General features: G+C 73.0%; 27 protein-coding genes, 1 pseudogene and 1 riboswitch. Of the genes and pseudogenes, 16 read left to right on the top strand and 12 right to left on the bottom strand.

The features are described 5' to 3' along the window. Window positions 1–44: 44 nt before the first annotated feature. From ABZT12_RS21850 to ABZT12_RS21875, 6 genes are read right to left on the bottom strand one after another with little or no spacing between them, the layout of a single operon-like run. The gene (locus ABZT12_RS21850) at window positions 45–812 is read right to left on the bottom strand and encodes an urease accessory protein UreD (protein WP_356386946.1); all 768 of its coding nucleotides are present in this window, start codon (window positions 810–812) and stop codon (window positions 45–47) included. After that, on the bottom strand, window positions 800–1,477 hold the full coding sequence (gene ureG / locus ABZT12_RS21855; protein ID WP_356386949.1) for an urease accessory protein UreG: 678 nt from the start codon (window positions 1,475–1,477) through the stop codon (window positions 800–802). Before ureG ends, ABZT12_RS21850 begins: the two co-directional genes overlap by 13 nt. Before the next feature lie 59 nt (window positions 1,478–1,536). Then, complete coding sequence (locus tag ABZT12_RS21860; protein WP_356386952.1) at window positions 1,537–2,211, bottom strand: urease accessory UreF family protein; 675 nt, start codon at window positions 2,209–2,211, stop codon at window positions 1,537–1,539. 13 nt (window positions 2,212–2,224) lie between these two features. After that, window positions 2,225–3,946, bottom strand: coding sequence for an urease subunit alpha (locus ABZT12_RS21865; RefSeq protein ID WP_356386955.1), 1,722 nt, complete (start codon window positions 3,944–3,946; stop codon window positions 2,225–2,227). After that, complete coding sequence (locus tag ABZT12_RS21870) at window positions 3,939–4,250, bottom strand: urease subunit beta (RefSeq protein ID WP_356386958.1); 312 nt, start codon at window positions 4,248–4,250, stop codon at window positions 3,939–3,941. The genes ABZT12_RS21865 and ABZT12_RS21870 overlap by 8 nt, the downstream gene beginning before the upstream one ends. A gap of 17 nt (window positions 4,251–4,267) precedes the next feature. Next, window positions 4,268–4,570 carry an urease subunit gamma gene (locus ABZT12_RS21875; RefSeq protein WP_356386961.1) on the bottom strand — a complete coding sequence of 101 codons (303 nt, stop codon included), beginning with the start codon at window positions 4,568–4,570 and terminating at the stop codon, window positions 4,268–4,270. 809 nt (window positions 4,571–5,379) lie between these two features. Beyond that, a riboswitch (cyclic di-AMP (ydaO/yuaA leader) is annotated at window positions 5,380–5,591 on the top strand. Between the two features lie 3 nt (window positions 5,592–5,594). On the opposite strand from ABZT12_RS21875, the gene ABZT12_RS21880 reads away from it, so the two are divergent. After that, the gene (locus ABZT12_RS21880) at window positions 5,595–6,068 is read left to right on the top strand and encodes a C40 family peptidase (protein ID WP_356386964.1); all 474 of its coding nucleotides are present in this window, start codon (window positions 5,595–5,597) and stop codon (window positions 6,066–6,068) included. 62 nt (window positions 6,069–6,130) lie between these two features. Here the strand turns inward: ABZT12_RS21880 and ABZT12_RS21885 are convergent, their stop codons facing one another. Further along, a complete protein-coding gene (locus ABZT12_RS21885) occupies window positions 6,131–6,589 on the bottom strand; it encodes an ATP-binding protein (protein ID WP_356386967.1) in 459 nt (152 codons plus the stop codon). A gap of 212 nt (window positions 6,590–6,801) precedes the next feature. On the opposite strand from ABZT12_RS21885, the gene ABZT12_RS21890 reads away from it, so the two are divergent. Both ABZT12_RS21890 and ABZT12_RS21895 read left to right on the top strand, forming a co-directional pair. Beyond that, the gene (locus ABZT12_RS21890; protein WP_356386970.1) at window positions 6,802–7,788 is read left to right on the top strand and encodes a helix-turn-helix transcriptional regulator; all 987 of its coding nucleotides are present in this window, start codon (window positions 6,802–6,804) and stop codon (window positions 7,786–7,788) included. Between the two features lie 9 nt (window positions 7,789–7,797). Next, complete coding sequence (locus ABZT12_RS21895) at window positions 7,798–8,019, top strand: DUF397 domain-containing protein (RefSeq protein WP_356386973.1); 222 nt, start codon at window positions 7,798–7,800, stop codon at window positions 8,017–8,019. 44 nt (window positions 8,020–8,063) lie between these two features. On the opposite strand, the gene ABZT12_RS21900 is transcribed toward ABZT12_RS21895, so the two are convergent. Next, a complete protein-coding gene (locus ABZT12_RS21900) occupies window positions 8,064–9,191 on the bottom strand; it encodes an 8-amino-7-oxononanoate synthase (RefSeq protein ID WP_356386976.1) in 1,128 nt (375 codons plus the stop codon). Window positions 9,192–9,338: 147 nt separating this feature from the next. Between ABZT12_RS21900 and bioB the strand changes: the two genes are divergently transcribed. From bioB to bioD, 3 genes are read left to right on the top strand one after another with little or no spacing between them, the layout of a single operon-like run. Beyond that, a complete protein-coding gene (bioB, locus tag ABZT12_RS21905) occupies window positions 9,339–10,535 on the top strand; it encodes a biotin synthase BioB (RefSeq protein ID WP_356386979.1) in 1,197 nt (398 codons plus the stop codon). Next, complete coding sequence (locus tag ABZT12_RS21910; RefSeq protein WP_356386982.1) at window positions 10,528–11,817, top strand: adenosylmethionine--8-amino-7-oxononanoate transaminase; 1,290 nt, start codon at window positions 10,528–10,530, stop codon at window positions 11,815–11,817. Before bioB ends, ABZT12_RS21910 begins: the two co-directional genes overlap by 8 nt. 1 nt (window position 11,818) lies before the next feature. Then, window positions 11,819–12,559, top strand: a complete 741-nt coding sequence (gene bioD, locus ABZT12_RS21915) for a dethiobiotin synthase (protein WP_356386985.1) — start codon at window positions 11,819–11,821, stop codon at window positions 12,557–12,559. 22 nt (window positions 12,560–12,581) lie between these two features. Here bioD and ABZT12_RS21920 read toward each other — a convergent pair whose 3' ends face one another. Continuing rightward, the gene (locus ABZT12_RS21920) at window positions 12,582–15,212 is read right to left on the bottom strand and encodes a LuxR C-terminal-related transcriptional regulator (protein ID WP_356386988.1); all 2,631 of its coding nucleotides are present in this window, start codon (window positions 15,210–15,212) and stop codon (window positions 12,582–12,584) included. Between the two features lie 127 nt (window positions 15,213–15,339). Between ABZT12_RS21920 and ABZT12_RS21925 the strand changes: the two genes are divergently transcribed. Then, a complete protein-coding gene (locus tag ABZT12_RS21925; protein WP_356386991.1) occupies window positions 15,340–16,026 on the top strand; it encodes a triacylglycerol lipase in 687 nt (228 codons plus the stop codon). A 75-nt stretch (window positions 16,027–16,101) separates the two neighbouring features. Here the strand turns inward: ABZT12_RS21925 and ABZT12_RS21930 are convergent, their stop codons facing one another. Together ABZT12_RS21930 and ABZT12_RS21935 are read right to left on the bottom strand one after the other, a co-directional pair. Next, window positions 16,102–16,476: a fic family toxin-antitoxin system, toxin component gene (locus ABZT12_RS21930; protein ID WP_356386994.1), complete on the bottom strand. Its 375-nt coding sequence runs from the start codon at window positions 16,474–16,476 to the stop codon at window positions 16,102–16,104. Between the two features lie 4 nt (window positions 16,477–16,480). Then, a complete protein-coding gene (locus tag ABZT12_RS21935; protein ID WP_356386997.1) occupies window positions 16,481–16,720 on the bottom strand; it encodes a toxin-antitoxin system HicB family antitoxin in 240 nt (79 codons plus the stop codon). 234 nt (window positions 16,721–16,954) lie between these two features. Here ABZT12_RS21935 and ABZT12_RS21940 point away from each other — a divergent pair, with 234 nt between their 5' ends. From ABZT12_RS21940 to mug, 7 genes are all read left to right on the top strand, one after another. Further along, on the top strand, window positions 16,955–17,788 hold the full coding sequence (locus tag ABZT12_RS21940) for an ABC transporter ATP-binding protein (RefSeq protein WP_356387000.1): 834 nt from the start codon (window positions 16,955–16,957) through the stop codon (window positions 17,786–17,788). A gap of 204 nt (window positions 17,789–17,992) precedes the next feature. After that, window positions 17,993–18,418: a GNAT family N-acetyltransferase gene (locus tag ABZT12_RS21945; protein ID WP_356387003.1), complete on the top strand. Its 426-nt coding sequence runs from the start codon at window positions 17,993–17,995 to the stop codon at window positions 18,416–18,418. Between the two features lie 188 nt (window positions 18,419–18,606). Beyond that, complete coding sequence (locus tag ABZT12_RS21950) at window positions 18,607–19,938, top strand: hemolysin family protein (RefSeq protein ID WP_356387006.1); 1,332 nt, start codon at window positions 18,607–18,609, stop codon at window positions 19,936–19,938. Further along, entirely contained in the window at window positions 19,935–20,948 is a 1,014-nt protein-coding gene (locus ABZT12_RS21955; RefSeq protein ID WP_356387009.1) for a hemolysin family protein, read from the top strand. Before ABZT12_RS21950 ends, ABZT12_RS21955 begins: the two co-directional genes overlap by 4 nt. 94 nt (window positions 20,949–21,042) lie before the next feature. Continuing rightward, complete coding sequence (locus ABZT12_RS21960; protein ID WP_356387012.1) at window positions 21,043–21,825, top strand: SGNH/GDSL hydrolase family protein; 783 nt, start codon at window positions 21,043–21,045, stop codon at window positions 21,823–21,825. 238 nt (window positions 21,826–22,063) lie between these two features. After that, the gene (gene purB / locus ABZT12_RS21965) at window positions 22,064–23,506 is read left to right on the top strand and encodes an adenylosuccinate lyase (protein ID WP_356387015.1); all 1,443 of its coding nucleotides are present in this window, start codon (window positions 22,064–22,066) and stop codon (window positions 23,504–23,506) included. Next, complete coding sequence (mug, locus tag ABZT12_RS21970; RefSeq protein ID WP_356387038.1) at window positions 23,503–24,075, top strand: G/U mismatch-specific DNA glycosylase; 573 nt, start codon at window positions 23,503–23,505, stop codon at window positions 24,073–24,075. Before purB ends, mug begins: the two co-directional genes overlap by 4 nt. Here the strand turns inward: mug and ABZT12_RS21975 are convergent. Then, window positions 24,053–24,496 (bottom strand): hypothetical protein, encoded by a 444-nt coding sequence (locus tag ABZT12_RS21975; protein WP_356387018.1) that lies wholly within the window; start codon window positions 24,494–24,496, stop codon window positions 24,053–24,055. The genes mug and ABZT12_RS21975 overlap by 23 nt on opposite strands. 219 nt (window positions 24,497–24,715) lie before the next feature. Between ABZT12_RS21975 and ABZT12_RS21980 the strand changes: the two are divergent. Then, window positions 24,716–25,057: pseudogene (locus tag ABZT12_RS21980) on the top strand (response regulator transcription factor); the annotation flags it as partial. Window positions 25,058–25,157: 100 nt separating this feature from the next. Continuing rightward, the gene (locus tag ABZT12_RS21985; RefSeq protein ID WP_356387021.1) at window positions 25,158–26,315 is read left to right on the top strand and encodes an ROK family protein; all 1,158 of its coding nucleotides are present in this window, start codon (window positions 25,158–25,160) and stop codon (window positions 26,313–26,315) included. Window positions 26,316–26,418: the final 103 nt, after the last annotated feature.

Genomic DNA, 26,418 nt, shown 5'->3' on the forward strand with positions numbered 1-26,418 from the left:
AAGGTGTACCGCTCAGCGAATACCGGACACGGAACGGCGCATTCCTACGCCAGAACGGCCAACGCCTCGTCCAGCACCCGGCGCAGCCGCAGCCCGTCCGCGGCGACCGCGCTGACGAGCACGGCGGGCCCGGCCAGCGGCATCAGCGCCGCGCCCTCCCCCAGCATCCGGGCCGCCACCGGATCCCGCACGAACTCCGGTCGCACGACGACGAGTTGCCCCACGGCACGGTGTCCACCGAGGACGGCTGCCCCGTCCCAGCCGGCCGGTGCGCCCGGCCCGCAGGCCAGCTCCTGGTCGAGCACGGGCCGCCCGGCGACGCGCACGGTGAGCCGGCTGGTGAGCCGGCCGGGCTCCTCACCGGCCCGCCCCAGCACCTGCTCCTCGCGCAGCACGAACCGGGCGCCCCGGGCCAGTTCGACGCGGGTCGTCACGTACAGGTCGCTGCCCCGGGCGGAAATCAACTGCTCCGGCAGCCAGTGCAGTTCGCCGCCGTCGGCCACGGTGAGCCGGACGTCGTAGCGGGACTCGCCCTTGGTCTGGCCGGGCAGCGCGATGGTGGCGGCGGCCGAGCCGACGCGCAGCCGGGCGCCTGTCCCCACCTCCGCCTCGACGGCGAACCGGTCGCCGCCGAGCGGCCCGCTCATCGCGCCGACCAGCACGACCCGCGCCTGTGAGCCGCTCCCCCGGGTGCGGCGCGGTGCGAGCGGTCCCTCGCCCGCGAGCACGGGCAGGGCGGTGCCGCCCCGGCCGTCCGCACGGGCGACGATCCGCGCGGTGGCCCGTACCCCGGTGGCGGTCACGCCGTCCATGCGGCGAGTCGCTCCCGTACCCACGCGGCGACGTCGTCGACGCCGGTCGCGCTCCTCAACGATTGGAAGACGACGGGGAGTTCGGCCCGCTGCGTCTTGGCGTCGGCGGCCATCCGGCCGAGGTCGGATCCGACGTGGGGCGCGAGGTCGGTCTTGTTGACCACCAGCAGGTCGGCGGTGGTGACGCCGGGGCCGCCCTTGCGCGGGATGTCGTCCCCGCCGGCCACGTCGATCACGAAGACCTGCGCGTCGACGAGTCCCTTGGAGAAGGTCGCGGTCAGGTTGTCGCCGCCGGACTCCACGAGAATCAGGTCCAGCGGTCCGGTCTCGTCCTCCAGGTCCTCCACCGCTTCGAGGTTGGCCGAGATGTCGTCCCGGATCGCGGTGTGCGGACAAGCCCCGGTCTCCACGGCGGTGATCCGCTCGGGCGGCAACACAGCCTCCCTGAGCAGGAATTCGGCGTCCTCCCGGGTGTAGATGTCGTTCGTGACGACGGCCAGGGAGAACTCCGTGCGCAGCGCTCGGCAGAGCGCGGCCACGGTGGCGGTCTTGCCCGACCCGACAGGGCCGCCGAGCCCGATCCGCAGAGCGCGCCTGCTGCCGTCGGGCCGACGCGCGTCGGCGCCGACGGCGGCGGGGCCGTGGTGGGTGTGGTCGAGGTGCATGGGACGGCTCCTTCTGCTTCTTCCGTCACTACAGGGTTGGTGGGGATCGGCCCCGGTCCTCACGAAGCGAACAGCCGCACCTGTTGCGCCGCGTGCGCCTCCGCGCCGATCTCCAGCAGCGGTGCGGACGCGCGGGGCAGGGCGTCGGTCCCCTCTTCCGGTACCCGCCGGGCGGCCTCGACCGCCCGGTCCGCCACCCGGTCCAACTCCGGCGTCAGCCGCGCCAGGACCGCCGTGGCGTCGAAGGGGTCGAGGCTCAGCAGCCGCACCGTCGCCGAGGCCGGTCCGCTCACACTCTCGTACGCCGCGCAGTACGCCGCGTCCTCGGGCCCCAGCCCGGCCGCCCGGGCCAGCAGCCCGAGCACCACCGGTTGATGCGCGCCCTTGGGGAACCGCCTTGCCAGGTCGTCGAGTTCGGCGGACGGCCAGGTCGCCCGGCCGGCCCGGGTCAGCTGCCGGCCCAGCCTCCGCGCGGCCGACCGCAGCGCGGGGGACGGCGTCCGCGCGTCCGCGGCGGCGTCGAGTTCCGCCGGGTCGGCCCCGGAGGCCGCCGCCGCGGCGAGCGCGGCGGCGACGAGGCCGGAGGTGTGCAGCCGCCCCCGGCAGAAGTCGGCCAGGCTCGCCGCCCCGGTCACCCGGCCCGCCCGTACCGCCGCCTCGGCCCCGCCGGAGTGCGCGTGCCCTCCGGCGGGGAACCGGCCGTCGGCCAGGACCAGCAGCGCCGCCCGCGACATCAGCTCACCCTCATCAGAAGAGGAAGTAGCGCTGGGCCATGGGCAGTTCGGCGGCCGGCACCGCCTCGACGAGTTCCCCGTCGATCCGCACGGCGAAGCTGTCGGGGTCGATGTGGACGCGCGGCCTGGCGTCGTTCTCGCGCATGTCCGCCTTGGTGACACCGCGCGTCGACTCGATGGCCGTGAACTTCTTGCCGAGGTCCAGCCGTTCCGGCAGCCCGTCCTCGATCGCCAGCGGCGCCACGAAGTTGACCGAGTTGGCGCCCGGCGCCCGCCCGATCGCCCCGTACATCGGACGCGGGAGGATCGGCTGCGGGGTCGGGATGGAGGCGTTGGCGTCGCCCATCTGCGCGTACGCGATCTGGCCGCCCTTGATGACGAGGTGCGGCTTGACGCCGAAGAACGCCGGTTCCCAGAGCACCAGATCGGCGAGCTTGCCGCTCTCGACGGAGCCGATCTCGCGGGCGAGGCCCTGCGCGAGGGCGGGGTTGATCGTGTACTTGGCGACATAGCGGCGCACCCGGTGGTTGTCCGCGCGGCCGTCGCCGGGCAGAGCGCCCCGGCGCCGCTTCATCACGTGCGCCGTCTGCCAGGTCCGCAGGACGACCTCGCCGACGCGGCCCATCGCCTGCGAGTCGGAGGAGATGATCGAGATCGCGCCGAGGTCGTGCAGGATGTCCTCCGCGCCGATGGTCGACGGCCGGATACGGGACTCGGCAAAGGCGAGGTCCTCGGGGACCGCCGGGTTGAGGTGGTGGCAGACCATCAGCATGTCGAGGTGTTCCTCGGCGGTGTTGACGGTGTACGGCCGGGTGGGGTTGGTGGAGCTGGGCAGCACGTGCGGCTCGGAGACCACGGTCATGATGTCGGGCGCGTGGCCGCCGCCCGCCCCCTCGGTGTGGTAGGCGTGGATGCCGCGTCCGGCGATCGCGGCGAGGGTGTCGCCGACGAAACCGGCCTCGTTCAGGGTGTCCGTGTGGATGGCGACCTGGATGCCGGTCCGGTCGGCCACCGTCAGGGAGGCGTCGATGACGGCCGGGGTGGAGCCCCAGTCCTCGTGCAGCTTGAGGCCGAGCGCGCCACCGCGGATCTGGGAGAGCATCGCCTCGTGCGAGACGGTGTTGCCCTTGCCGAGGAAGCCGATGTTGAGCGGGTACTGCTCCATCGCCTCCAGCATCCGGGCCAGATGCCAGGGGCCGGGCGTGACGGTGGTCGCCTTGGAGCCCTCGGCCGGTCCGGTGCCACCGCCGACCAGCGTGGTGACACCGGAGGCGAGCGCCTCGTCGGCGATCTGCGGGCAGATGAAGTGGACGTGCGCGTCGACGGCACCCGCCGTGAGGATGCGCCCGTTGCCCGCGATGACCTCCGTCTCGGGGCCGATGACCAGGTCGGGGTGGACGCCGTCCATGGTGTCCGGGTTGCCGGCCTTGCCGATGCCGGTGATCCGGCCGTCGCGGATGCCCACGTCTGCCTTGACGATCCCCCAGTGGTCGACGATCACGGCGCCCGTGACGACGGTGTCGGGGGTGCCCTCCGCGCGGGTGGCACGGGCCTGTCCCATCGACTCACGGATGACCTTGCCGCCGCCGAACACGGCCTCGTCACCGGCGAGTCCGGGCCCGCCGGAACGGTCCTCCTCGATCTCGATCAGCAGATCGGTGTCGGCGAGCCGGATCCGGTCGCCGGTGGTCGGCCCGAACAGGTCCGCGTACGCGGCTCGTGCAATCTCAGGCATCGAGGGCACCTCCGGTCTCCCCGCGCAGTCCGGGTACGACCCGGGCGCCGGCCAGCGGGACGAGTTCCACCTCGACCGGGATACCGGGCTCGAACCGTACGGCGGTGCCGGCGGCGACGTTGAGCCGCTTCCCGCGCGCGGCGCCGCGGTCGAAGTCCAGGCCGGGGTTGGCCTCGGCGAAGTGGTAGTGGGAACCGACCTGCACGGGCCGGTCGGCGGCGTTGAGGACGGTCAGGCGGGTGACCTCACGGCCCTCGTTGTAGACGATCGGGTCGTCCGCGAACAGGAACTCTCCGGGAATCATGGCGGCCTCTCCCCCGGTCACACGATCGGGTCGTGGACGGTGACGAGCTTGGTGCCGTCCGGGAAGGTCGCCTCGACCTGGACGTCGTGGATCATCTCGGGGATGCCGGACATGACGTCGTCCCTGGTGAGCAGGGCTCGTCCGGAGGACATCAGCTCGGCGACCGTACGGCCGTCACGTGCGCCTTCGAGGATGTGCGACGTGATGAGGGCGACCGCCTCGGGGTGGTTGAGCCGGAGCCCGCGGGCCCGGCGCTTCTCGGCCACGTCGGCCGCCACATGGATCAGCAGCCTCTCTTGCTCGTGCGGGGTCAGATGCACGTCCCACCTCACAGTCCTCGCTCCGGACCGTGCGGGGTCCGGTTGCCGCAGCCCCGGGCCGAACTCCCTGGTGGCGTGGACGGGCAGGCTAGTTGGACCGGGTTTCGGGCAAGTTAACCGAACCGGGATCAGGACAGGCGCGTCTACGCCCGTAGAACACAGCCGCGCCCGCCTCCTCGTGGCGCGGGGTTCCGTCCCCGGACGCCGTGGGGGGCCGAGGTGACGGGCCGTCGGTCACGGCGGCCGGCCGGCCCGAACGGCGGACGGGTCAACTCAGGTTTCTGCCAACGAAGTTGGCGTCGAGTCCAGCGGTCGGATTCCGGGCGGCCCCGCTCCGCCGGGCACTTGGGTGGACGCACGGCGAGCCGGGTCCGGGTCACGGGCCCCGCGTGCCGACGGGTACGCCGTGTGGGCGTGCCGGGGCGCGCCGCATGGCCCGCGTCACCACACCCGCCCGCTCCGGCAGTTGACGGAGCGTGAAGCCGTTCCGGACGGCGCACCGTCGAGGGGGTCAGTCCGGAACGGCACTCGGACGGACCGAATGGCATGCCACCGTTCGGACTACCTGTCCGTCCGCTTTCGGGACCGCTCCGGTTGCGCAACACGCCTGCTCCAAAGGCGGAACGGGACATTCCGGTGCTGGTCCGGGGCTGCGCGACCTCCTGGACACCGCGTCGAACACGCGGGTGTCCACCCGAACGGGTGAGTGGTGAGTAACAACACAAACCCCCCGTTCCGTTGGGATTTTCGGACATGAGTAGGTCAAGATCCGTGTCTGACGACAAGCCCCCGCCACACCGGTGGGGCGATCCGGGCGGACGCCGAGTCCTGCCGCCGCTCGGGTAACCGGTCGACAGGAGTGGATCGGCAGGAGTGGAGGACCCAGGCACGACGGGTCGCCGGAACGGTCACGCCATGACCGGCCCGAGCAGCCCTTGGGGTGAAGCCGCGACAGCGGCCGGGCAACTTCGCCAGCCCGAATCCGACAGGTCATCCTTCACAGGCGGCTGACGAAGGGTTGCGCATGACTGCGCTCAATCGTGTCCCGTCGCTGATGGTCCGAGCCGGTACGGCCTCGGCCTTCGCCATCGCCGCCGTGGGCGGCTCCGTCGTGGTCCCGGGCCTCGCGCCCGACGCCGCGGCCTCGACACCCGGGACGAAGGCACTTCAGGTGGCGGCCTCCAAGAAGGGCTCCCCCTACAGGTACGGCGCCACCGGACCCGGGCGGTTCGACTGCTCGGGGCTCACGTTGTACTCGTACAAGAAGGCGGGCAAGAGCCTGCCGCGTACGGCCGCTCAGCAGTACAACAGGAGCCACCACGTGTCCGCCGGCAGCCGCAAGGCCGGGGATCTCGTGTTCTTCCACTCCGGTTCCAGCGTCTACCACGTCGGCATCTACGCCGGGAAGGGGAAGATCTGGCACGCCCCCAAGACCGGGGACGTGGTGCGACTCCAGAAGATCTGGACCAAGAGCGTCTGGTACGGCCGGGTCAGCTGACCGCCCGGGAGGGCGGCGCCGCCTGACGGGCCGCCGCCCTCTTGGGTGCCCCACGGAGCCGCCTACGGCTCCTGCTGCCCGGCGGCGGGTACCGGCCGGGCCGGCACCGTCCACGGCAGTTCGATGGAGACCGTCTTGCCGCCCTCGCGGGTGGGGCGGATCCGCAGTTTCCCGCCGCACTCCGCGGCCAGCCAGCGAATGATCACCATGCCCCGGCCGTTGTCCTGCTGGACGGCGGCCGGCAGCCGCTTGGGGAAGCGCGGATGGCTGTCGGTGACGCCGATCCGCAGCCGCTCGTCACGGTCCAGCTCGATGTCCACCGTGAAGGTGGGCGACTGCCCGAACGTGTGCTGTACCGCGTTGGTGGTGAGTTCGGAGACGATGAGGCGGACGGAGTCGGCGGCCTCCGTGTCCGCCGGCAGTCCCCATTCCGCCAACGTCCCGATCACGTAGGCGCGGGCCGCGGAGACCGAGGCGGGATCGCTCGGCAGAGTGATGGATGCTTCCAGGTGATCTGCCATGGCGCGGTCGTCCCTTTCCCACGGGACCGGTGTCCGACACGGAGCGGATGGTTCGAGTACGGTCCCGGACTGGTGCTTCTTCGCCAGACTGCCATTACCGCGTCGGTCTCGGTGGCGATCCACCGAGATATGCATATATCTGTCGCTCGAAGCGGTGAACTCTGCGACGGCAGACCGTATTTGGGCGGCCTCAAAGGAGTAAGGAGGAGCCCATGCAGTACGGTCCCGCGGTGCGCCGCCGGAAGCTGGGCGCCGAACTGCGCGCGTTGCGCGCCCAATCGGGGCTCACCAGTGGTGAGGCGGCCCGGCTGGTGGGCTGGCACCAGTCGAAGGTGAGCCGGGTCGAGACGGGCGCCAGCGGGGTGAAAGCCGCCGACGTGCGGTTACTCCTCGACGCCTATCAGGTGGCCGATCCGCGGACCCGCGACATGCTGCTCGTCCTGGCGGGCTCCGGGGACGGCGGCGGCCGGCACCACTGGTGGCACGCCTACCGCGGCGTCCTGCCGCCCGCCTACCGGGACTTCATCAGTCTGGAGTCGCAGGCCTGCGGGATGCGCACGCTGGAGACGACCGTCGTCCCGGGGCTGCTCCAGACGTCCGAGTACGCCCGTGCGGTGACCCGGGCGGCCGTGGGGGACCCGCAGGACGACCCGGGGAACCTGAGGGACTCGAAGAACGCAGAGAACACAGAGACCGCAGAGAACACAGAGACCGCGCGGAATCCCGAGGGCTCCGAGGACTCCGAGGGCCCCAAGGGTCCGGAGGACCCGGAGGAGTTGCTGAACACGCTGGTGCGGGTGCGGCTGGCCCGGCAGGACGTGCTGCGTTCCGATCCGCCGCTGGCGCTGAGCGCCGTACTGGACGAGGCCGTGCTGCGCCGGGAGGTGGGCGGTCCGGGGGTGATGAGCCGTCAGTTGGCGCGGCTCGTCGAGGCTGCCCGGCTTCCCCAAGTCCGGCTCCAGGTACTGCCGTTCGCGGCGGGGGCACACATCGGCGTCACCGGGCCTTTCGTTATTTTCTCATTTCCGAGCACATCTGATCTGGATGTGGTTGTTCTCGACCACTTGACGAGTAGCCTCTATCTCGAAGGGAAAGAAGACCTCCAGGCCTACAGCGAGGCCTTCAACTCCCTTCGGTTCCACGCCCTTTCGCCCGAGGACTCGTTGGATTACATCGCCGGGATAGGTGACGGCGCGTAAGGAGGCACCATGTCAGTTCTGCCTCGGAACATTCCTTCAAGCGATGAACTGTCCGGTCTGCGGTGGCTGCGCAGCAGTTACAGCACCGGAGCGAACAACTGCGTCGAGACGGCCCGCCCGCACTCCGGCTCCCGGGCCGGCCTGCTCGCCGTACGCGACTCGAAGGACCCGGCCGGACCCGCCCTGCTCTTCTCCCCCGAGAGCTGGACGGGCTTCCTCGCCGCGTTCTGATCAGCGGCTCCCCCGCGGGCGGCGCACGGCCGTGTCACGCCGACTCATGGTCGCGTCCCGCCGATCACACGTACAGCGCGTTCGATCTGCGCCCCGGAGAGATCTCCGCGGGCGGTCAGCCTCAGCCGTGAGATGCCGTCGGGCACGGAGGGAGGACGGAAGCAGCCCACGGCCAGCCCTGCCGTACGGCAGTCGGCGGCCCAGCGCACGGCCCCCTCCGGGGACGGCGCGCGCACGGAGACCACCGCGGCGTCCGGACGTACCGCTTCCAGGCCCGCGGCGGTCAGCCGTGTGTGCAGTTCGGCCGCGACCGCGCGGGCCCGCGCGGCCCGCTCCGGTTCACGGCGCAGCAGGCGCAGCGCCGCCAGGGCCGCGCCCGCCGCCGCCGGGGCGAGGCCCGTGTCGAAGATGAACGTCCGGGCCGCGTTGACCAGATGGTCGATCACCCGGGCGGGACCGAGGACGGCTCCGCCCTGGCTGCCGAGCGACTTGGAGAGCGTGACCGTCACGACGACGTCGTCGGCGCCGGCCAGACCCGCTCCGTGCGGGGCCCCGCGTCCGCCGTCGCCCAGGACGCCGAGCCCGTGCGCGTCGTCGACGAGCAGCCCCGCGCCGAACGCGCGGCAGGCACCGGCGAGAGCGGCCAGCGGCGCCGCGTCCCCGTCCACCGAGAACACCGTGTCCGACACCACGACAGCGGGCCCCTCGTGGGTGCCCAGCGCCTTGCGCACCGCGTCCGTGTCCATGTGCCCCACGACCTGGGTGGCGCCCCGGGCCAGCCGGCAGCCGTCGATCAGGGAGGCGTGGTTGCCCGCGTCGGAGACGATCAGCGAGCCGTGCGGCGCGAGCGTGGTGACGGCGGCGAGGTTGGCGGCGTAGCCGGAGGAGAAGACGAGCGCCGCCTCGAAGCCGCAGAATTCGGCCAGTTCGCGCTCCAGCCGGGCATGGAGCTCGGTCGTTCCGGTGACCAGCCGGGAGCCGGTCGACCCGCCGCCCCAGGTCCGGGCCGCCTCGGCGGCGCCCTCGGTGATCTCGGGGTGGTGTGCCAGGCCCAGGTAGTCGTTGCTCGCGAGATCCAGCAGCGGCGACTCGGCGGGGCGCGGACGCAGGGTCCGTACGAGTCCGGCGCGGCGCCTCAGTTCCGCCTGCTCGTCGATCCAGCCGAACGCCATGAGTCCTCCGGGGCTTTTGTAGGCAGTGCACAGACACTATGCGGACGACCAGCCGCCCAGGATGTGGCAATACCCACACCTCGAACCAACTCTGTTGTGCGAACTCTCCTTGGCCCCGGACGCTCCCGTAGGACAGGATCGGACCTCATGGACCTGCTGAACACGCTCGTGGACAAGGGGCTTCGGCGCGAGCTGCCGACCCGTGCGGAAGCGCTCGCCGTCCTCGCCACCTCAGACGACGACCTGCTCGATGTCGTGGCCGCGGCCGGCAAGGTGCGCCGGCAGTGGTTCGGCCGCCGCGTGAAACTTAACTACCTCATCAACCTCAAGTCCGGCTTGTGCCCCGAGGACTGCTCGTACTGTTCGCAGCGGCTCGGCTCCAAGGCCGAGATCCTGAAGTACACCTGGATCAAGCCCGACGAGGCCTCGAAGGCGGCTGCCGCGGGCCTCGCCGGAGGTGCCAAGCGGGTCTGTCTGGTGGCGAGCGGGCGGGGTCCGACCGACCGGGACGTGGACCGGGTCGCCGGCACCATCAAGGCGATCAAGGACCAGAACGAGGACGTCGAGGTCTGCGCCTGCCTCGGTCTGCTCTCCGACGGCCAGGCCGACCGGCTGCGGGAGGCGGGCGCGGACGCCTACAACCACAACCTCAACACGTCCGAGGGGACGTACGGGGAGATCACCACCACCCACACCTACGCCGACCGGGTCGACACCGTGCGGAAGGCGCACGCGGCCGGGCTCTCCGCCTGCTCCGGGCTGATCGCCGGCATGGGCGAGACGGACGAGGACCTGGTCGAGGTGGTCTTCTCGCTGCGCGAGCTGGACCCCGACTCGGTGCCGGTGAACTTCCTGATCCCGATGGAGGGTACCCCGCTCGCCAAGGAGTGGCACCTCACCCCGCAGCGGTGCCTGCGCATCCTGGCGATGGTCCGCTTCGTCTGCCCGGACGTGGAGGTGCGGATCGCGGGCGGCCGTGAGGTCCATCTGCGCACGATGCAGCCCCTCGCGCTGAACCTCGCCAACTCGATCTTCCTCGGCGACTACCTGACCAGCGAGGGCCAGGCCGGCAAGGCCGACCTGGAGATGATCGCCGACGCCGGGTTCGAGGTGGAGGGCGCAGGCCAGGTGACGCTGCCGCGGCACCGGGCGGACGTCGGCGGCTGCGGCGCGCACGAGTCGGCGGACGGCGGCTGCGGCGCGCACGCGAGCGGCGGGTGCGGGTCCCACGACGGTGGCGGGGTCTGCGGTTCCGCGCCCGCGCCGCAGGCCAACGAGGCGCGGACGGACCTGGTCGGCGTCCGGCGCCGGGGTGTCGGAACGGATCTCGCGCCCAATGCCTGACCCGAACGGCCTGCCCGTCGCCGAGCTGCTGGAGCTCGACCGGCGTCATGTCTGGCATCCGTACGGGCCGATGCCCGGCCGTCAGGAACCGCTCGTCGTGGAGTCGGCGAGCGGGGTCCGGCTGCGGCTCGCGGACGGCGGGGGCGAGCTGGTGGACGGCATGTCGTCCTGGTGGTCGGCGATCCACGGCTACAACCACCCGGTGCTCAACGAGGCAGCCCGCGAACAGCTGGGGCGGATGAGCCATGTGATGTTCGGCGGGCTCACGCACGAGCCCGCCGTCCGGCTCGCCAAGCTCCTTGTCGACATGTCTCCCGACGGCCTCGAACATGTCTTCCTCGCCGACTCCGGTTCGGTGTCGGTCGAGGTCGCGGTCAAGATGTGCCTCCAGTACTGGCGCTCCCTCGGCCGTCCCGCGAAGCAGCGCCTGCTGACCTGGCGGGGCGGCTACCACGGCGACACCTGGCAGCCCATGTCGGTGTGCGACCCCGAGGGCGGGATGCACGAGCTGTGGACCGGCGTACTGCCCCGGCAGGTCTTCGTGGACGCGCCGCCCGCCGAGTACGACGACTCGTACGCGCAGTCTCTGCGGTCCGCGGTCGAGCGGCACGCGCACGAGCTGGCCGCGGTGATCGTGGAACCCGTGGTGCAGGGCGCGGGCGGGATGCGCTTCCACTCCCCCGCGTATCTGCGGGTGCTGCGGGAGGCGTGCGACGAGCACGGCGTGCTGCTCGTCTTCGACGAGATCGCGACCGGGTTCGGCCGTACGGGCGCGCTGTTCGCGGCGGAGCACGCGGCCGTGACGCCGGACGTGATGTGCGTGGGCAAGGCGCTGACCGGCGGTTATCTGACGTTGGCGGCGACGTTGTGCACGGCTCGGGTGGCCGAGGGCATCTCACGCGGCGAGGTGCCGGTCCTGGCGCACGGCCCCACCTTCATGGGTAACCCGTTGGCCGCCGCCGTGGCCTGCGCGTCGGTGGAACTGCTGCTCGGCCAGGACTGGTTCACGGAGGTCAAGCGGATCGAGGCGGGCCTGCGCGGCGGACTGGCGGCGGCGCGCGAACTCCCCGGAGTGCGGGACGTCCGCGTCCTCGGCGCGATCGGGGTGGTCCAGCTCGACCACGAGGTCGACCTGGCCGCGGCGACCCGGGCGGCGGTGCGCGAGGGCGTGTGGCTACGGCCGTTCCGCGACCTCGTCTACACGATGCCGCCCTATGTGACGGACGACGCGGACCTGGCGCGGATCACCCGCGCGGTGTGCGCGGCGGCGCGGGAGGGATGACATGCCGGTACTGGTGATCTCGGGCACGGGCACGGAGGTCGGCAAGACCGTCACCACCGCCGCCGTGGCCGCGGCGGCGGTGGCGGCCGGCCGCTCCGTCGCCGTCCTGAAGGCCGCGCAGACGGGCGTACGGCCGGACGAGCGCGGTGACGCCGATGAGGTGGCGCGGCTGGCGGGCGCCGTCACGACGGCCGAACTCGCCCGATTCCCCGAGCCGTTGGCGCCCGGCACGGCCGCGCGCCGGGCCGGGCTCGCCCCGGTGCGGCCGGAGGCGGTGGCGGACGCGGCCCAGAAACTGGCCGCCGAGCACGACCTGGTGCTGGTCGAAGGGGCGGGCGGGCTGCTCGTACGGTTCGACGCGGCGGGCGGCACGGTGGCGGACGTCGCCCGGCTTCTCGACGCTCCGGTCCTGCTGGTGGCCTCGGCCGGCCTCGGCACCCTGAACGTCACGGAGTTGACCTCCCGTGAACTGCGCTCCCGACGGCTCGACCTGCTGGGCGTGGTGATCGGCAGCTGGCCCGACTCCCCGGACCTGGCGTCGCGTTGCAATGTCGCCGACCTCCCCGAGGTGGCCGGCGCGCCGCTGCTCGGCGCGCTGCCCGCCGGTGCCGGGGCACTGGACCCCGCCGACTTCCGTACGGCGGCGCCGAGTTGGCTGGCACCGCGGCTGGACGGACGGTGGGACGCGGAGCAGTTCGGGGACCGGGAGGCCCCGGCGAGCCGAAACGCCGAACCGCTCTAGACACCGGGGTCGTACAGCGGGGTCATACGCCGAGGTCGCCTCCGGCCAGCAGTCGCACCAGCTCGATCCGGGATCTGATGTCCAACCGGGCGAAGACGCCGCGCAGATGGTGGTCGATGGTGCGGGGGCTGAGGGCGAGCCGTACGGCGATCTCGCGGTTGGTGGCACCGTCGGCGGCCATCCGCGCGACCATCAGCTGCTGGGCGGTGAGCCGGGTGGCGGGGTCGAGGGCTCCGGGTACCGGTACGGCGGCCGGGGCCGACGGCGTGCCCAGGGCGCGGAGTTCGGCGCGCGCCTGGGCGGCGCAGTGCGGGGCGCCGAAGGACTCGAAGGCCTCCAGGGCGCTGTGCAGCCGGTCGCGGGCCTCCGTGCGGCGGCGCAGTCTGCGCAGCGCGCCGCCGAACAGCAGCTCCGTACGGGCGCGTTCGAAGTCCCGCATCCCGTGCGCGTGCAGGTCGAGAGCGGCACGGTAGTGCTCGACCGCTTCGGCGCCGGGGGCCAGCAGCGCGCGGCAACGGGCGCTCAGGGCAAGGTCGTCGGGGCTGCGGACGGCGCTCGCCCAGCGGTGGTAGTCGGCGTGTGCGGCCCGCGCGACGCGGGTGTCGCCGGACCGGACGGCGGCCTCGACGTAGTGCGGGGTGGCGAGGTGACGGATGGCACGGTGGCCGTGGCCCGGCCCGAAGCCGGCGAGGGCGCGCAGCCGTGCCGCCGCGGCGGCGAACCGGCCGCTGCTCAGGTCGAGGAAGGCGAGTGCCCACTGGGCGAGGCCGGCGGGCAGGCCCAGCCCGTGCGCGAGGGCGTGCGAGCGGGCGGCGGCGGCGCGTTCCCGGCAGAGGTCGGCGTCGCCGGTCAGCGCCGCGAACATCGCGAGCGCGGCCTGCAGATGGCAGGCACCGTTGTCCTGCCCGGTGGCGTACGCCTGCCACAGCGCGTCCGCGGCGGTCGTCTCGGCGGCCCGTGAACGCCCCGTCCAGAAGTCGGCGTACACCCGGAACTCCATGGCCTGCGGAACGAGCACGGTCAGACCCCGGGCCCGCGCGGAGGCGGCGGCGCGTACCGTCGCGGTCGCCGCGCGGGGGTGGTCGCCCAGCAGCAGCGCGGCGATCCCGGCGTGGATCAGCAGGGTGGGGTCGCCGCCGGGCCCGCACCGCCCGGCCGCCGCCATCAGCAGGTCCCGGGCGTCCTCGTACCGTCCCTCACCGGCGGCGACCAGCCCCGCGGGCATGCCGTGCGGCACCCCGCCGATCCGGCCGGCCTCGGCGGTCACCTCACGGCAGCGGGCCAAGTCCCCGGTGTAGATGGCGGCTTCGGTGGCCCGGGCCAGAAGGTGGAGGGCTTCGGGCGGCGGGTGCGGCGGGTTCGGGGGCGTAGCGGGTCGTGGGGCGGCGGCCGGAGGAGCGACGGTCCGGGGCATGCCGGGTCCGGGTCTTCGGGGGGCCACGGGACCGTCTCCCGGGGGGCGCCTGCGGAGGCCGCGGACGGTCCCGGAACCGCCCGGCTCCGCGCCCGGCTCCGCTTTCCGCGCCTCGTCGGCCCTCTCCGCGCTCGCGCCCGCCTTCCGCTCCGCGCCCAGCACCTCCGCGCCCGCCATCTGCTCCGCGCCCGCGTCCTCGGCGCCCGCCCCTGGCTTCCGCTCCGCGACCAACGCCTCCGCGCCCGCCCCCTCCGCGCCCGCCCCCTCGGCGCCCGCCCCCTCGGCGCCCGCCCCCTCGGCGCCCGCCCCCGGCTTCCGCTCCGCGTCAGCCCTTTCCGCGCCCGCGCCCGCCTTCTCCTCCGCGCACCCGGGCTCGGCCGCCCTCCGTGCCGCCGCTCCCAGCAGCGCGTCGAAGGCCTCCGCCGCGTTCCCCGCGCGGAGGGCGAGGACCCCGTTCAGCGCGTCGTCGTCGGTGGCGGCGGCGAGGCCGCGCGCGTGGTCGCCCTCGCCGGAGTGCCAGGCGTCGGCGGCGGCGAGCAGGAGGAGGCGGGAGCGGGCGCGCGGGTCGGTGGTGAGGGCGGCGGCGCGTTCGGTGAGGGCGCGCGCCACGCCGTGTTCGCTGGCCTCACGGGATTCGGCCGCGGCCCGCCGCAGTTCCGAGGAGAGCCGTCCGCTCGGGCCGAGGGCGCCGGCGCCCCGGTGCCAGGAGCGGCGGGATCTCTCGCCGTCGGCGCGCAGGACCCGGGCGAGCAGCCGGTGGACGTCACGGCGGTCGGCCGGCGAGCCGGACTCGTACGCGGCGATCCTGGTCCAGGCGTCCCGGAAGACGACCCCGCCCGCGCTCACGTACGCGAGCCCCGCGGTCTCGGCGGCCTCCAGGGGGCGCGTGTCGAGCCGGGCCGCCGCGACCGCGCGCGGGAAGGCATGCGTGGCGAGGGGGTACTGGTCCGCCGCCGCCAGCAGCAGGAGCAGCCGGGTGTCGTCCGGGAGGGCGCGGATCCCACGGCGGTGGCTGGACAGCAACTCCGGTGCTAGCTCCGCCGGTTCGGACGGCAGCGGGTCAAGTCCGGTCGCCTGGCGCGGGGTCAGGCGGGCGCGGAGCTCGGCGGCGGCGCACGGATCGCCGTGGGCCGCGCGCACCACGCGGACCCGGACGCCCGCGGGGAGGGCGGGATCGAGGCGGGGCCACGCCTCCGCGAGCGACGGTGACGAAGTGCGGTCCAGAGGAGGGGGGTTCACCGGAGTCAGCACACAACTGACGTTACTGGCGGGTTACTTGACCCGTAAAGACCGGCGATTCAACCGATGCGCCGCGCGTAGACCCGAGCTGACACTCCAGGCACCCCACCCCGTTCCTGGAGGAACCATGCAGCGCCACAAGCGTCGCATCGCGGCGGCCGTCTCGGCCGTGACCACCTCGCTCCTGCTGTCCCTCTCCCTGGCCTCGACGCCCGCCCAGGCGGCGAGCCACGTCCCCATCGTCTTCGTGCACGGCCTCAGCAGTTCCTCGACCAGTTGGAACGACTGGGTCGCGGACTTCGAGGCCGACGGCTACTCGTCGTCGGAGCTGTACGCATGGTCGTACGACTGGAAGCAGTCGAACGTCACCACGGCCCAGCAGCTGGCCACCGAGATCAAGAGCGTGCTGGCGGCGACCGGCGCGTCCAAGGTCGACGTCATCGGCCACTCCATGGGAACGCTGAGTTCCCGCTACTTCCTGAAGAACCTGAGCGGCACCTCGTACGTCAGCCACTTCGTCTCGGTGGCCGGCGTGAACCACGGCACCAGCATCGCGTCGCTGTGCGGCTGGCTCTACACCTCGTGCAAGGAGATGCAGACGGGGAGTTCGTTCCTCACCGCGCTCAACTCCGGTGATGAGACGCCGGGCAGTGTGTCGTACGCGGCGTACTGGTCGGACTGCGACGCGGCGATCGACCCGGACACCTCGGCCGAACTGAGCGGCGCCACCAATGTCGATGTGGGGTGCATCTCGCACACCGACATGAACGACGACCACGGCGTCTACGAGCAGGTCAGGTCTTTCATCTCCTGATCCGCCGGCCCGCACCGGCACGACAGTCGCCACGGTCCGCCGGCACGGGACGCCGGCCCGGCCGTGGCGCGCTGGTCACAGGCTCCACCGGCGCAGCTCGCGGGCGATGTCGTCGACGGAGGCGTCGCCGCTCTTCACCAACAGGGCCAGTTCGCGGACCTGTTCGGGCGAGGTGACGACCTTGAGGCCGCTGGCGACGAGGTAGGCGTAGGCGACGGCGGACGCGAACAGGGCGTTGGACCGCTCCAACGCCGGTACGTGAATGAGGAGTTGGAGGAGGGCGGCGGCGCGCGCGTGCGGGCTGTCGTAGACGGGGACGTCGAATATCTCGGCCTGATGGCGGGCGACGGCGGCGACGAGAGCGCCCCAGTCGGTCACCTGGGGGTCTCCCGGTGTCTTCTGTTCGGCGAGCATCAGCAGCCAGGCGAGGTCGATCCGGAGACTGCTCAACGGATCAGCGGTGGCCTTCGCGGGTGCCGGTCCCGTCGGCGCCGGACTCCTCGGCGAAGACCGACTCGTACTGCTTCATGAAGTCGGCGGCGGCCTCGACGAAGGTGTGGCCGACCTCGCCGGTGTCCTGCCGGACCAGCTCCTCGATGTACCGGTTGACGCTCATCCCGCGGGCCAGGGCGCGCTCACGGGCCGCGTGGGCCGTGCCCTCGTCGACGCGGACGTTCAGCTGGGTCTTCGCCATACCTCGACGCTAGCGCCGGGACGCTAGCACCGGCAAGGGCTCACTGGGGGCTCACACCGCGCGCGGCCCGTGCCCCCTACACCGGTTCCGGGGGCCCGACCTGGGGTGGAGACCGCCTGGGCCGCACGGAGGATACCGGCTGTGCGGGGCGTCACATTAGGCTCTGCCCCGACCGAGCACACCCCGATCGAGGCACAGGTTCGTCCGCGAGCGTGAGACCCCCAGGAGGCCGTCGTGTCCACATCTGCCGCCGGGCACGCCCCGGGCCGGGCCCCGGCCGACGGGACCGCGGCCCGCGCCCGCGGTCTGACCAAGGCGTACGGCTCGGGCGAGACGACCGTGCTCGCCCTGGACTCGGTCGACGTGGAGATCGCGCGCGGCCGTTTCACCGCGGTGATGGGCCCCTCGGGCTCCGGGAAGTCCACGCTGATGCACTGCCTGGCGGGCCTGGACACCGTCTCGGCCGGCCAGGTGTGGCTGGGCGACACCGAGATAACCGGCCTCAAGGACCGGGAACTCACCCGGCTGCGCCGGGACCGGATCGGCTTCATGTTCCAGTCGTTCAACCTCATCCCGACCCTCAACGCGGCCGAGAACATCACGCTGCCGATGGACATCGCCGGCCAGAAGCCGGACCGGGAATGGGTGGACACCGTGATCGACACGCTCGGACTGCGGGACCGGCTCAAGCACCGGCCCGCCCAGCTCTCCGGCGGCCAGCAGCAGCGGGTGGCGTGCGCGCGGGCACTCGCCTCCCGGCCCGAGCTGATCTTCGCGGACGAGCCGACCGGCAACCTCGACTCCCGGTCCGGCCTCGAGGTCCTCGGCTTCCTGCGTGAGGCGGTCGACGACCTGGGGCAGACCGTCGTCATGGTCACCCACGACCCGGGCGCCGCCGCCCACTCCGACCTGGTCGTCTTCCTCGGGGACGGCCGGATCGTGGACGAGATGGAGCGGCCCACGGCGGAGGCGGTGCTGGAGCGGATGCGCCTCTTCACCGGCCACACCGGCACTGCCGGAACCTCCGGGCCCGACCCGGCCACCGGCCCGTTCGACGGGCCCGCCTAGTCCTCCCGGTCAGCCGGGCACGGATCTAGGGACCCGGAGGACTCGGAGGACTCGGAGGACCGAGAAGACCAGGAATACCACCGGGACCAGGAGGACCAGTCGGCCGTCCGGGCGCGGCCGGCCGTCTCGCGGGACAGCCGGGGTGACCGGGTCCGCGGCGAAACTCCCTGGCCGGTCCCGCGCGCTCTCTGCTTGGCTCCCCCCATGAGCGATCTCCACATCCGCAGCGCCACCGCCGCGGACATCGACACCGTGCTCGGTTTCTGGCGCGAGGCCGCCGAAGGCACGAGCATCAGCGACGACCACGACGGCGTGGCCCGGCTCCTCGCGAGGGACCCGGAGGCGCTGCTTCTCGCGGAGCGCGACGGGGTGCTCGCCGGGACCGTGATCGCCGGTTTCGACGGCTGGCGGTGCTCCGCCTACCGGCTCGCCGTCCGGCCGGACCAGCGCCGGCGGGGCATCGCCACCGCCCTGCTGGAGGCGGCCGAACGGCGGTTCGCCGCCCTCGGCGGACGGCGGGTGGACGCCATGGTCCTCGAAGCCAACGAGCAGGCGCATGCCGCCTGGGACGCGGCCGGTTACCACCGCGAGGACCACTGGCGGCGCTGGGTGAAACCTCTCACACCCTGAACGCTTTGCCCGTCCTTTACCATTGACCGACCGGACCCGTTCTCCGGCCCGGACCGGTCCACCGGCCCGGGCCGGCTCCACCGGCGCTCCCACGAAAGGTGTGAAAGTCCGTCCATGGGCGAGCCTCCCAGTACGCGACATCGCGCGATCCGCTGTGCCCTGTCGGATCATGAGACGGAGGTGACCCGATGACCGAAGTGCTCCTGCTGCTGGTGGCGATCCTGCTCTCGCTCGCCTGCGGTGCCTTCGTCGCGGCCGAGTTCTCCCTGACCACGGTCGAACGGAGCGACCTGGAGCGGGCGGTCGAGCGCGGCGAGCGCGGTGCCTCGGGCGCGCTGAAGGCCGTACGCAATCTGACCTTCCAGCTCTCCGGCGCGCAGCTCGGCATCACCGTGACCAACCTGGTCGTCGGCATGCTCTCCGAGCCGTCCATCGCCGCGCTGATCGCCGGCCCGCTGGAGTCGCTGGGCATCCCGCACTCCGCGTCGCGGTCGGTCGCGCTGGTGCTGGGCACCGCCCTGTCGACGGTCTTCCTGATGGTCGTGGGCGAGCTGGTGCCCAAGAACTGGGCGATCTCCGCGCCGCTCCAGGTGGCCAAGCGGGTGGGCAACGCGCAGCGCTGGTTCAGCGCCGCCTTCCGCCCGTTCATCAGCCACCTCAACAGCACCGCCAACCGAGTCGTACGGCGCTTCGGGCTGGAGCCCGCCGAGGAGCTGGCCTCCGCGCGCGGCCCCCAGGAACTGGCGGCGCTCGCCCGCCACTCCGCCAGGGAGGGCGCCCTGGAGCCGGACACCGCCGAACTGTTCGTCCGCACCCTGAACCTCGCCGACCTCACCGCGGAGAACGTGATGACCCCGCGCGTCCAGGTCGTCGCCCTCGACGCCCAGGCGACCTGCGAGGACGTGGCGAACGCCACCCGGGCTACCGGCCTCTCCCGGTTCCCGGTCTACCGTGGCAACCTCGACTCGGTCGTCGGCACCGCGCACATCAAGGACGTCCTGGCGATCCCGGCGGACCGGCGGAGCCTGGTGCGCGTCTCCGAGCTGATGCGCGAACCGCTGCTCGTCCCGGAGTCCCTCACCGTCGACCGGCTGCTGGACCGGCTCTCCGGCCGGCGCACGATGGCCGTCGTCATCGACGAGTACGGCGGTACGGCCGGGGTCGCGACCCTGGAGGACATCGTCGAGGAGGTCGTCGGCGAGGTGCGGGACGAGCACGACCCGCACGAGACGTCCGACCTGGCCGCGGCCGGCACCGACGAGGAGGGCCGCGCGCTCTACTCGGCGGACGGCGCCGCCCGCACCGACCAGCTCGCGCGCGTCGGACTCCGGGCGCCCGAAGGACCGTACGAGACGCTGGCCGGGCTCGTCGCGGCGGAGCTGGGCCGTATCCCCGCCGCGGGCGACCGGGTCGAGGTCGCCGGCTGGCGGCTCGACGTGGAGGACGCGTCGGGGCGCCGGGCCGCGCGGCTGCTGCTGCACGCCCCGCTCGCCGCCGCCACCGAGGAGGACGAGCTGTGATCGCCCTGCAACTGCTGATCGGCCTGGCCACCCTGGTCGTCAACGCCTTCTTCGTGGCGGCCGAGTTCGCCCTGATCTCCGTCCGCCGCAGCCAGATCGAACCCCACGCCGAACAGGGCGACCGCCGGGCCGAGAGCGTGCTGTGGGGACTGCGGCACGTGTCGGCGCTGATGGCGGCGGCCCAACTCGGCATCACGCTCTGCACACTTGTCCTCGGTGTCGTCGCGGAGCCGGCGATCGCGCACCTGCTGGAGCCGGTGTTCCACGCGGTCGGCGTGCCGGAGGGCGCGGGGCACGCGGTCTCCTTCGTGATCGCGCTGGCCGTGGCGACCTACCTGCACATGCTGCTCGGCGAGATGGTGCCGAAGAACGTCGCCCTCGCCGAACCGGTGCGCAGCGCGCTGCTGCTCGGGCCGCCGCTGGTGACGCTCTCCCGGGGGCTGCGCCCGGTGATCTTCACGGTGAACACCTTCGCCGGCACCCTGCTGAAGCTGTTGCGGGTCGAGGTCAAGAACGAGGTGACGGCGACCTTCTCGGACGCCGAACTCGCCCGGATCGTCGCGGACTCCGGCGAGGCCGGGCTCATCGACGAACGCGCCCGGGAGCGGCTGCACGACGCCCTGGAGCTGGGCCGTCGGCCCGTGCGGGACGTCGTCCTGCCGCTGGAGCGGGTCGAGTACGTGGTGGCGGGCATCACGCCCGGGGAGCTGGAGGCGCTGTCGGCGGAGTCCGGGTTCTCCCGTTTCCCGGTGGTGGACCAGGAGCGCCGCATCATCGGCTACCTGCACGTCAAGGACGCGCTGGACACCCTGGCCCGGGACACCCCGTTCCGGGAGTCGGACATGCGGCGTATCGCGCAGGTGAAGGAGAGCACGCCGTTGGACGACGTGCTCACCGCGATGCGCCGCAGCCGCACCCACCTCGCGGCGGTCCTGGACCCGGAGGGGCGGATGACGGGCCTGGTGACCATGGAGGACGTGCTGCGGGAGCTGTTCGGCCAGCGCGTCTGACCAGGCCGGCGAAGGGGGCCCGCGAAGGGGCGGCGGGCGGACCCGGAGGCCGACCGACCGAGGGGTATGGAGCCGGGATAGCATCTCTGTCGCCATGCAGACGATTCCCCGTTACACCAGCCTGGTCGCGCTCGGCGACTCCTTCACCGAAGGCATGTCGGACCTGCTGCCGGACGGTTCCTACCGGGGCTGGGCCGACCTCCTCGCCGCGCGGATGGCCGCCCGGACGCCCGGTTTCCGGTACGCCAACCTCGCGGTGCGCGGCAAGCTCATCGCACAGATCGTCGACGAGCAGGTCGGTCCGGCGGTGGCCATGCGGCCCGATGTGATCACGCTGGTGGGCGGGTTGAACGACACGCTGCGGCCCAAGTGCGACATGGGCCGGGTGCGCGCTCTTCTGGAGGAGGCGGTCGAGCGGCTGGCCCCGGCGTGCGAACGGCTGGTCCTGATGCGCAGCCCCGGCCGCCAGGGCCCGGTCCTGGAGCGCTTCCGGCCCCGCATGGAGGAACTCTTCGCCTGCGTCGACGAGCTCGCCGCCCGGCACGGCGCCGTCGTCGTCGACCTCTACGGCGCCCCCTCGCTCGCCGACCCGCGGATGTGGGACGTCGACCGGCTCCACCTCACGGCCGAGGGTCACCGCCGCGTCGCCGAGGCCGTCTGGCAGACCCTCGGCCACGAGGTCGACGACCCGGAGTGGCGCACGCCGATGCCGACGACGCCGCCGCCCGGCTGGACCGCCCGCCGCGTCGCCGACGCCCGCTTCGCCCGTCAGCACTTGCTCCCCTGGATAGGCCGCCGCCTCACCGGCCGCTCCTCGGGCGACGGCCTCACCCCCAAGCGCCCCGACCTGCTCCCCTACGAGGGCCCGACCCGGTAACTCCCCCTCCCCGGGCGGCCGTTCCCCACCGAGGACCGGCCCCGCCACCCCCTCCTCGACCTCCTCGGCCACGACACCCCGGGCATCCCCGGACGGCGGGCGCCGACCCGCCGGCGCCGTACCGGCACGTCGGTGCAGCCGCCCCGACCCCCTCCCCCACCGTGACGTGGGTCTCGTAGCTTCGGCCGAAACGGGGCATGGCGCCGGCCTGCACGAAGCCCCAGTAGAATCCGTGCACGTGACTTCCGCTCCCGCCAAGCCCCGCATCCCGAACGTCCTCGCCGGACGCTACGCCTCCGCCGAGCTCGCCACGCTCTGGTCGCCCGAGCAGAAGGTGAAGCTGGAGCGGCAGCTCTGGCTCGCCGTGCTGCGGGCCCAGAAGGACCTCGGGATCGAGGTGCCGGACGCGGCGATCGCCGACTACGAGCGGGTTCTCGACCAGGTCGACCTGGCCTCGATCGCCGAGCGCGAGAAGGTCACCCGGCACGATGTGAAGGCGCGGATCGAGGAGTTCAACGACCTCGCCGGGCACGAGCAGGTCCACAAGGGCATGACCTCCCGCGACCTGACGGAGAACGTCGAGCAGTTGCAGATCCGGCTCTCCCTGGAGCTGATCCGCGACCGCGCGGTGGCCGTCCTGGCCCGACTGGCGAGGCTGGCGGGCGAGTACGGCGAGCTGGTCATGGCCGGCCGCTCGCACAACGTGGCCGCGCAGGCCACCACGCTCGGCAAGCGCTTCGCGACCGCCGCCGACGAACTGCTCGTCGCGTACGGCCGGGTCGAGGAGCTGCTCGGCCGCTATCCGCTGCGCGGCATCAAGGGCCCGGTCGGCACCGCCCAGGACATGCTGGACCTGCTCGGCGGCGACGCGGCGAAGCTCGCGGAGCTGGAGCAGCGGATCGCCTCCCACCTCGGCTTCGCGCAGGCCTTCACCTCCGTCGGACAGGTCTACCCGCGCTCGCTGGACTACGAGGTGGTGACCGCGCTGGTGCAGGTCGCGGCGGCGCCCTCGTCGCTCGCGAAGACGATCCGGCTGATGGCCGGGCACGAGCTGGTCACGGAGGGCTTCAAGCCGGGCCAGGTCGGCTCCTCGGCGATGCCCCACAAGATGAACACCCGCTCCTGCGAGCGCGTCAACGGCCTGATGGTCGTCCTGCGCGGCTACGCCTCGATGACCGGCGAGCTGGCGGGCGACCAGTGGAACGAGGGCGACGTGTCCTGCTCGGTGGTGCGCCGGGTCGCGCTGCCCGACGCGTTCTTCGCGCTCGACGGTCTGCTGGAGACGTTCCTGACCGTGCTCGACGAGTTCGGCGCCTTCCCGGCGGTCGTCGCGCGGGAGCTCGACCGCTACCTGCCGTTCCTCGCCACGACCAAGGTGCTCATGGGCGCGGTGCGCGCGGGCGTGGGCCGCGAGGTCGCGCACGAGGCCATCAAGGAGAACGCGGTCGCCTCCGCGCTCGCCATGCGTGAGCGGGGTGCCGAGCGCAACGAGCTGCTCGACAAGCTCGCCGCCGACGAGCGTCTCCCGCTGGACCGCGCCCAGTTGAACGCCCTGATGGCCGACAAGCTGTCCTTCACGGGGGCCGCCGCCGACCAGGTCGCCGTCGTCGTCGCCCGGGTCGAGGAGATCGTCAAGCAGCGCCCCGCAGCGGCGGGTTACACCCCGGGAGCGATCCTCTGACCCGCTTCACCCAGGCCGAACTGGAGGCCGCCCGCGACCGCCTCGTACCCGATGTCGTCGCGGCCGGTCTCGGGGTCCTCTTCTGCGGCATCAACCCCGGTCTGATGACGGCGGCGACGGGCCACCACTTCGCCCGTCCCGGCAACCGGTTCTGGCCGGTGCTGCATCGCTCCGGTTTCACGCCGAGGCTGCTGAAGCCGTCGGAGCAGGGCGAGTTGCCGTCGTACGGGCTCGGCATCACCAATGTGGTGGCGCGCGCCACGGCACGGGCCGACGAGCTGAGCGCCGAGGAGTACCGCGAGGGCGGCCGACTGCTGGCGGCGAAGACGACCGCGCTGAAGCCCCGTTGGCTGGCCGTGCTGGGCGTGACCGCCTACCGGTCCGCCTTCGACGACCGCCGCGCCCAAGTGGGGCCGCAGGAGCGGGTGTTCGAGGAGACGCGGGTGTGGGTGCTGCCCAACCCGAGCGGTCTGAACGCGCACTGGACGGCCCAGTCGATGGCGGAGGAGTACGCCAGGCTCCGCGTGGCGGCCGGGCCGCGGGGGGTCACGGCGGATCCGTCTCGGTGACGACGGCCAGCAGCTGGAAGGGGAGTTCATCACCCCACCGCGATACGCCCAGGGCGACCCACCGGGCCGTCCCGGGCGGCCTCCACACCTGCACGTCCGGCACATGAGCGGAGAGCGAGGCCCAGGGCTCGGGTATGTCCTCACCGCCCTGCGCCCGCTCGAACGCGCTCCGCAGGCTGAACACGTCGGGGGCTCCCCAGCGCTCGGCCAGCCGCTCGGCGAGGCCGTCCCGGTCGCACTCGTACTGCGCCGCGGTCTCCTCCCGCTCCGCCCCGCCGTCCTCCGTGAAGTCACCGCTCGTCCGTAACTCGGCGACGAGATAGCCGGGTCCCGCCGTGCCCACGTCCGTCGTGCCGGGCGCCACGGGGAGATCCCGGGTGCACAGCAGGTCGAGCGTGGCGAGCCAGTGCGTGATGGTCATGCCTCCAGTAAAGCGGCGGCCACTGACAATTGGCGGGCCGTCACCGGCGGCCCGGTGCTCACCGGGGGTTCAGGCGTCCCGCCTCCGTAGGCTCCAGGCTCCCGCGCCGAGCGCCGCCGCCGTCCACAGCGCGGTCACCCCCAGTCCGGTAAGGGGCGACTGGCAGGTGTACGCCGAACTGCCGCTGGCCTGACCAACGCTGGCCCGATGCCGGTCACCGCCCGGCCGGCCGAGATCGTGCACGCGGTACGGCTGGTCGCCGAGGGCGAGTCGCTGCTGTTCCCGGCCTCCGTACGGCAGCTCGCCGCGGAGTACGGCGACGGGAGCGGCAACCGGGCGGCGCGTGCCGTGCTGGACCGGGCCCGGCTCACGGGGCGGGAGGCGGAGGTGCTGCGGCTGATGGCGGCGGGACTGTCGAACGCGGAGATCGCCGCCCGGCTGGTCGTCGGCACCGAGACGGTGAAGTCCCATGTGAGTGCCGTGCTGACGAAACTGGGGGCCCGGGACCGCACCCAGGCGGTGATCGCGGCGTACGAGTCCGGGTTCGTGTCGCCCGGCTGATCCGGGAGGGGCGTACGGGCCGTGGGCGCCCGGCACTCGCCGGGGTGGGCCGCGCCGAGTACGATCCGCCCCACACGCGCACGAGCTGGGAGGACGGACGTTGGCGGGGCTGACCGGCGGGGACCCGTCGCTGCTGCGGAGGATCAACTCCGCTGTGGTGCTGCACGCGTTGCGCGCCACGGACTGCGCGACGCTGACCGAGATCACCCGGGTGACGGGCCTGTCCCGGCCGACAGTCGAGGGCGTCGTCGAGGGTCTCATCGAGGTGGGGTACGTCGTCGAGAAGGCGGCCGACGAGAGTGTCGTACGGCGGCAGGGGCGGCCCGCGCGGCGGTTCAGGTTCCGGGCCGAGGCGGGTCACCTGCTGGGCCTGGAGATAGGCGCCCACCGGGTCTCCGTGCTCCTAGCCGACCTGGACGGACGGGTGCTGGGTTCGAGCGCCAGGGACGTCGACGAGGCCGCCCCGGCCGACGAACGGCTGGAGCGGCTGCGCAGCGCGGTCGCCGAACTGCTGCGCCGCGCCGGGGTGGCCCGCGGCTCGCTGCGCGCGGTGGGCGTGGGCACGCCGGGCATCGTCGAGGCGGACGGCACCGTACGGCTGGGCACGGCGCTGCCCGAGTGGACGGGGCTGCGGCTGGGCGAGCGGCTGAGCCGTTCCTTCAAGTGCCCTGTCCTGGTGGAGAACGACGCCAACGCCGCCGCGGTCGCCGAGCACTGGAAGGGCGCCGCGACCGAGTCTGACGACGTGGTGATGGTGCTCGCGGGGCTGAGTCCGGGGGCCGGCGCGCTGATCGGCGGCCGACTGCACCGGGGGTACGGCGGCGCGGCCGGCGAGATCGGCGCGCTCCATCTGCTGGGCCGGGAGGTGACCCCGGAGACGCTGCTGTCGACGACGGACGAGCCGCTGCACCCGCTGGACGAGCCGGCGGTGGCCAAGGTCTTCGCGCTGGCCCGGGAGGGCGATCAGCGCGCCCTGGCGGCCGTCGACCGTTTCCTTCAGCGGCTCGTCCACGACGTGGCCGCCCTGGTGCTCGCTCTCGATCCGGAGCTGGTGATCGTGGGCGGCTGGGCGGCGGGGCTGGACGGCGTACTGGAGCCGCTGCGGCGGGAGTTGGCCCGCTACTGTCTGCGTCCGCCGAAGGTGGCGCTGTCGCTGCTCGGCGAGGCGGCCGTGGCGACGGGGGCGCTGCGGCTGGCCCTGGACCATGTGGAGGAGCAACTGTTCGCCGTGGAAGGCACGGTGACGGCCCGGCGCTGACACCCCCGGGTGCCGCGTCGCCGGACCTCCAACTGGCCGCCTACGAGCGAGCACTGGCCCCGAAGGAACTGGTACTGCTGCCCGGCGGCCACTTCGACGCCTA

Origin of the sequence: Streptomyces sp. NPDC005423, from assembly GCF_040606415.1 — a bacterium.
GTDB lineage: Bacteria > Actinomycetota > Actinomycetes > Streptomycetales > Streptomycetaceae > Streptomyces.

Bases quoted from the DNA above. Each gene is read 5' to 3' on its own strand.
- ABZT12_RS21945 (WP_356387003.1), top strand. From the start codon at position 17,993: ATGAGCGATCTCCACATCCGCAGCGCCACCGCCGCGGACATCGACACC.
- ABZT12_RS21860 (WP_356386952.1), bottom strand. From the start codon at position 2,211: ATGTCGCGGGCGGCGCTGCTGGTCCTGGCCGACGGCCGGTTCCCCGCC.
- ABZT12_RS21870 (WP_356386958.1), bottom strand. From the start codon at position 4,250: ATGATTCCCGGAGAGTTCCTGTTCGCGGACGACCCGATCGTCTACAAC.
- ABZT12_RS21900 (WP_356386976.1), bottom strand. From the start codon at position 9,191: ATGGCGTTCGGCTGGATCGACGAGCAGGCGGAACTGAGGCGCCGCGCC.
- ureG (WP_356386949.1), bottom strand. From the start codon at position 1,477: ATGCACCTCGACCACACCCACCACGGCCCCGCCGCCGTCGGCGCCGAC.
- ABZT12_RS21975 (WP_356387018.1), bottom strand. From the start codon at position 24,496: ATGACCATCACGCACTGGCTCGCCACGCTCGACCTGCTGTGCACCCGG.
- bioD (WP_356386985.1), top strand. From the start codon at position 11,819: ATGCCGGTACTGGTGATCTCGGGCACGGGCACGGAGGTCGGCAAGACC.
- ABZT12_RS21910 (WP_356386982.1), top strand. From the start codon at position 10,528: ATGCCTGACCCGAACGGCCTGCCCGTCGCCGAGCTGCTGGAGCTCGAC.
- ABZT12_RS21850 (WP_356386946.1), bottom strand. From the start codon at position 812: ATGGACGGCGTGACCGCCACCGGGGTACGGGCCACCGCGCGGATCGTC.
- ABZT12_RS21925 (WP_356386991.1), top strand. From the start codon at position 15,340: ATGCAGCGCCACAAGCGTCGCATCGCGGCGGCCGTCTCGGCCGTGACC.
- bioB (WP_356386979.1), top strand. From the start codon at position 9,339: ATGGACCTGCTGAACACGCTCGTGGACAAGGGGCTTCGGCGCGAGCTG.
- ABZT12_RS21960 (WP_356387012.1), top strand. From the start codon at position 21,043: ATGCAGACGATTCCCCGTTACACCAGCCTGGTCGCGCTCGGCGACTCC.
- ABZT12_RS21890 (WP_356386970.1), top strand. From the start codon at position 6,802: ATGCAGTACGGTCCCGCGGTGCGCCGCCGGAAGCTGGGCGCCGAACTG.
- ABZT12_RS21865 (WP_356386955.1), bottom strand. From the start codon at position 3,946: ATGCCTGAGATTGCACGAGCCGCGTACGCGGACCTGTTCGGGCCGACC.
- ABZT12_RS21935 (WP_356386997.1), bottom strand. From the start codon at position 16,720: ATGGCGAAGACCCAGCTGAACGTCCGCGTCGACGAGGGCACGGCCCAC.
- ABZT12_RS21885 (WP_356386967.1), bottom strand. From the start codon at position 6,589: ATGGCAGATCACCTGGAAGCATCCATCACTCTGCCGAGCGATCCCGCC.
- ABZT12_RS21895 (WP_356386973.1), top strand. From the start codon at position 7,798: ATGTCAGTTCTGCCTCGGAACATTCCTTCAAGCGATGAACTGTCCGGT.
- ABZT12_RS21950 (WP_356387006.1), top strand. From the start codon at position 18,607: ATGACCGAAGTGCTCCTGCTGCTGGTGGCGATCCTGCTCTCGCTCGCC.
- ABZT12_RS21880 (WP_356386964.1), top strand. From the start codon at position 5,595: ATGACTGCGCTCAATCGTGTCCCGTCGCTGATGGTCCGAGCCGGTACG.